This window comes from Clostridium sp. AM34-9AC, assembly GCF_003480225.1.
GTDB lineage: Bacteria > Bacillota > Clostridia > Lachnospirales > Lachnospiraceae > Acetatifactor > Acetatifactor acetigignens.
Genome location: NZ_QUIU01000006.1, coordinates 1 through 3,888, shown reverse-complemented (window position 1 = coordinate 3,888; position 3,888 = coordinate 1). Strand labels below are relative to the sequence as shown.

The window sequence follows — 3,888 nt, the reverse complement described above, 5'->3', positions numbered from 1 at the left end:
CTTAAAATAATTTCTATTATATTGAACGACTTGGATATTTAATTTCTCTCAGCCTCAATATGATATGTAATTACTATTTTTATTTGTAAATCATAGTACTAACATCATCAAATCTTAATGCTCATCAATAACTGCTCTCTATTAGGCTGAATCATTGTATATTTCTCCTTAAATGAGGTAATTGCACCATACATTTTCTCAGTTAAATTTTCTGGGATTTCGTCCTTCCCCCTGGTTTTTTGCTCCTCAATGTAAGCCGATGCCAAAGTTGACCTTGTGGTAATTTTTGAAATTTTATTCATTTCTTCACCAATAATTCCACGGGCATGCTGATTGGTTGTCTCCATTGTCACAAAGTCATCCACTGTTTTTTTATATGCAGCATCTAAATTGCTTAACTCTTCATCCTTTGTAAGCTTACGAGGTCCATTTTCATCAGCTACATATATTTCTCTGGTTCCATTTTCATAGCCCTTCACAATTTCATCATATAATTCTGCGTATGCTTTAACATAATTATTTGCCTTGTCAGTAATATTTAAGGCACTTTTTCCTGTATCAACATTTTGATTCTGCTGTGCTGCCTTCTTTTGAATTTCATAACTATAATCAATATCACTGATTTTTTTACTCGCTAACAGTTCCTTTCTTTGAACCACATCATCATATTTTTCCTGTCCACTCTGCTGTATACGATTACGATAATACTCCAATCCCTCATTAGAAATCGAAAGCTTCACTGATTGCCCCACTGTATGTTTTTCGTTTGTCTGACTATTTCCTTTCTGTACTTTATCAGTATTTTTTTCCATTATTGAATTCGTATTATTCATGTAATTAGATATTTTCATATCCTATTTTTCCTCCTTAAAACCCATTATCTTAGTTTCACCTCGTGGCTCACAAATAAATCTATCTATAACTTTATATCTACTGACTTCCTGCCACTTTCCGCCGACTCCCTTGTAATACCATCCAATGCACCAGCCGGTATTGGTTTACCCGCTTTCCATGTAGGATCAGCGGCTTTTGCTGCTTCTGCAAATGCCTGTCTGTATTGATGTTCATATTGTTCCATTGTCCAGCCTGCTGATAAGCGGTCATCTTTATCCATTTTTCTATATAAATTGTTATATACGCTCTCTCTTTTGGTAGTATCACCATTTAAAGTACCGTTTTCATTTAAGAATTCTTTCTTTGCCAGTTCAAACATTTCTTCCCGGCTGCTCTCTGGAATAGAAATGATATGTTTATAACTGTTTCTGTTCTCATCCGTTACAGCAAGTCCTGTTAATCCGGTATTCGGATCAATCCAGTCTCCATTTTTGTCATACTGGCTCATCAGGTTCTTAATTGCCTGAACATTTGTAAACATTGCACCGTTTCCATTCTTCATCATCTCACTCAGTGCTGCTTTATACTTTTTACTGTTTGTGTCAATCCCTGCTGCTTTTAATTGTTTTTGTACAGAACTGCTGTTCATTTTGGACAACTGAATATTGTTGACCAAATTTGTTTTTGATGTTCCAAATGTTGTTTGAAATAAAAAACCGTAGTCCGTAATTCTTGACATAAGCGAAACCTCCCATCATTAAATTTTTTATATGTATCATCCACTTTATTTTTTTCTATCGACACACCCCTTCTGATATTTTACCTTTTCTGCACCAAGTACGATTTTTTTGCACGAAGTAAGACTCTTTACAAAAAAATAGCCAAAAATGCTCTTTTATGAATTAAGGAATAACTCAGCAGCAAATTTATTTCCATCATTCTTCAATGTTAAATCTCCATCATATTTTTTTATACTGCTCTGAACATTCAGCAATCCTATTCCACCATTTTTTCCTTTATTTGATACTGGAAAACCATTTCTCCACTTTACTTCATTACAATTATTTTCAATGCTGACAACTATCATCTTATGATATGAACCAATCTTAATGCAAATATATTTCTCGCCTTTCAGCTTTTCTGTTGCTTCAATCGCATTATCTAATAAATTTCCAAAAATAGTTGTAATGTCGATTGGTTCAATGAAATTCAAATTCACATTATCTACCTTTATTGTTACTGAAATCCCCTTTTCTCTCATAACAGATTCTTTATCTGTAAGAAGTATATTCAAGATCGGATTTTCTGTGTATTGAACCGGAATAAGCGGCTTCAACAACTCTCTGATCTTTGTTGCATATTCTCCTGCCGTTTTTTCCTGCTCTGCACCATATAACCCTTCGATTGCTTTAATATGCTTATTTACATCATGTAATATCTGAATGGTTTGATCATACTTTTTTGCCTGGGTCAAATAGTATTCGTATTGTACCTTTGCCTGCTGCTCTAATGCGATCAACTGCTTTTCGTAATAGTTCTTTTCATCTGCCATTTTTACAAAATATAAAAGGTATAAATCTGCCAGAACAATACATCCCATGTTGACTGCACACAAATAATTTTCTTCTCCATTTTTAAAATTCTCTACAATTACACTCATGTTAATCAGACTGTATAGAAGTATAATTCCATACATGATGTACCGTGTCTTTGAATAAGGGACATCACTTTTTTTCACAAACCTGTTTATGAATGTGTAATACAAAAAAATAAGTATCACCTTTGAAAATGTTACCTCAAGGCAATAAAGCATCGTTTCATTCACATTTTTTATATCTGCGGCTTGCAAAATGCATTGTAAAAGAATCACTCCCAATGATTCACAGACAGACATACAAAATACTAATGCTTCACATTCAATAATACGTCTTAAGGGTTTATCTATATCCTCATAATACAGAACATATACTATAATCCCCGTCAAAACGCCCCAGACTACTAGATTTAATATGGAATGATTGAGCATATTTATACAGAATGTAAATATTACTGTGGTAGTCTCAATCACAATATATACATATCTATTTCGACTACTCTTTTTATACTTTCCATTCATAAACTGAAATAATATCGTACTTATTATAAAACATGAAAGTGCATTACATAATACCAGTAAAATCGTATTCATCGTTTCTCCTATGAATTTCTCTGCAAAAATTTATTTACTTCTTCTCTAAAATCGTTGCTTCTCCTTTGTGCAATCTGAAGTTCTTTTCCATTATCCATATAAATAATAAAGTCCTTTATTTTTTCAATATGCCTTAAATTAACCAGATTTCCTCTACAATTCACAACAAAATCATATGGTTGCAGTTCTTCAACCAGTTTTTCAAAGATACAATCATACTCATATGTAATATCAGACAATGCTATCAGTACTTTTCTGGATCTTTTTATGTATTCAAAATATAAAATATCCCTCAGTTTCAGTTTGATCGACAGATACTCTTTTCCATTGCTGTCAGTCACTTTATAAAAATTCTTTTCTACTATGGCATCCGGCAGTTGATTCAGAAGTTCCAATATCTGCAATTCCAGTTTATCATATTCCAATGGTTTACATAGAAATGAAAATGCATGAACTTCGTTAATGACCTGCATACAATATTCTTCATAACTCGTAATATACACTAATTTCACATCTGGAAATTTTTCTTTCAATTTTCTCCCCAGTTTAATACCATTCAGTTCTTCCATCGAAATATCTAAAATTCCGATATCAATACGACTGATATTTTCAAGCATTTGATTTGCAGACATAAATTTCTCTATATGATAAGCAATCTTTTGACTTGTAAAAATCTTATGCAGCATATTCACTGCACACTCAAGATCTGCTATATCGTCATCACAAACAGCAATTTCCAGCATATTACTCACCTTCTTCCTATCTTCCTACTATATCGGTAATTTTTATTTTTCCATTAAATAAATATAAAGTACTCTGCATATTAGTAAACGTCAAATCCTGCGCCTTGGCTAATTAGTTTTTTT

Annotated in this window: 4 protein-coding genes; all 4 read right to left on the bottom strand. The window is 32.6% G+C overall.

The genetic code is table 11. The features are described from left to right. Positions 1–107: 107 nt before the first annotated feature. A complete protein-coding gene (locus tag DW835_RS04945; protein WP_055040720.1) occupies positions 108–851 on the bottom strand; it encodes a hypothetical protein in 744 nt (247 codons plus the stop codon). Between the two features lie 65 nt (positions 852–916). Further along, on the bottom strand, positions 917–1,573 hold the full coding sequence (locus DW835_RS04940; protein ID WP_008115737.1) for a DUF3879 family protein: 657 nt from the start codon (positions 1,571–1,573) through the stop codon (positions 917–919). Positions 1,574–1,729: 156 nt separating this feature from the next. Beyond that, positions 1,730–3,022 carry an ATP-binding protein gene (locus DW835_RS04935; protein WP_055264418.1) on the bottom strand — a complete coding sequence of 431 codons (1,293 nt, stop codon included), beginning with the start codon at positions 3,020–3,022 and terminating at the stop codon, positions 1,730–1,732. Positions 3,023–3,030: 8 nt separating this feature from the next. Then, positions 3,031–3,765, bottom strand: a complete 735-nt coding sequence (locus DW835_RS04930) for a LytTR family DNA-binding domain-containing protein (protein WP_008115734.1) — start codon at positions 3,763–3,765, stop codon at positions 3,031–3,033. Positions 3,766–3,888 lie beyond the last annotated feature (123 nt).

Coding starts and splice junctions, on each gene's coding strand:
- DW835_RS04945 (WP_055040720.1), bottom strand. CDS start 851: ATGAAAATATCTAATTACATGAATAATACGAATTCAATAATGGAAAAA.
- DW835_RS04940 (WP_008115737.1), bottom strand. CDS start 1,573: ATGTCAAGAATTACGGACTACGGTTTTTTATTTCAAACAACATTTGGA.
- DW835_RS04935 (WP_055264418.1), bottom strand. CDS start 3,022: ATGAATACGATTTTACTGGTATTATGTAATGCACTTTCATGTTTTATA.
- DW835_RS04930 (WP_008115734.1), bottom strand. CDS start 3,765: ATGCTGGAAATTGCTGTTTGTGATGACGATATAGCAGATCTTGAGTGT.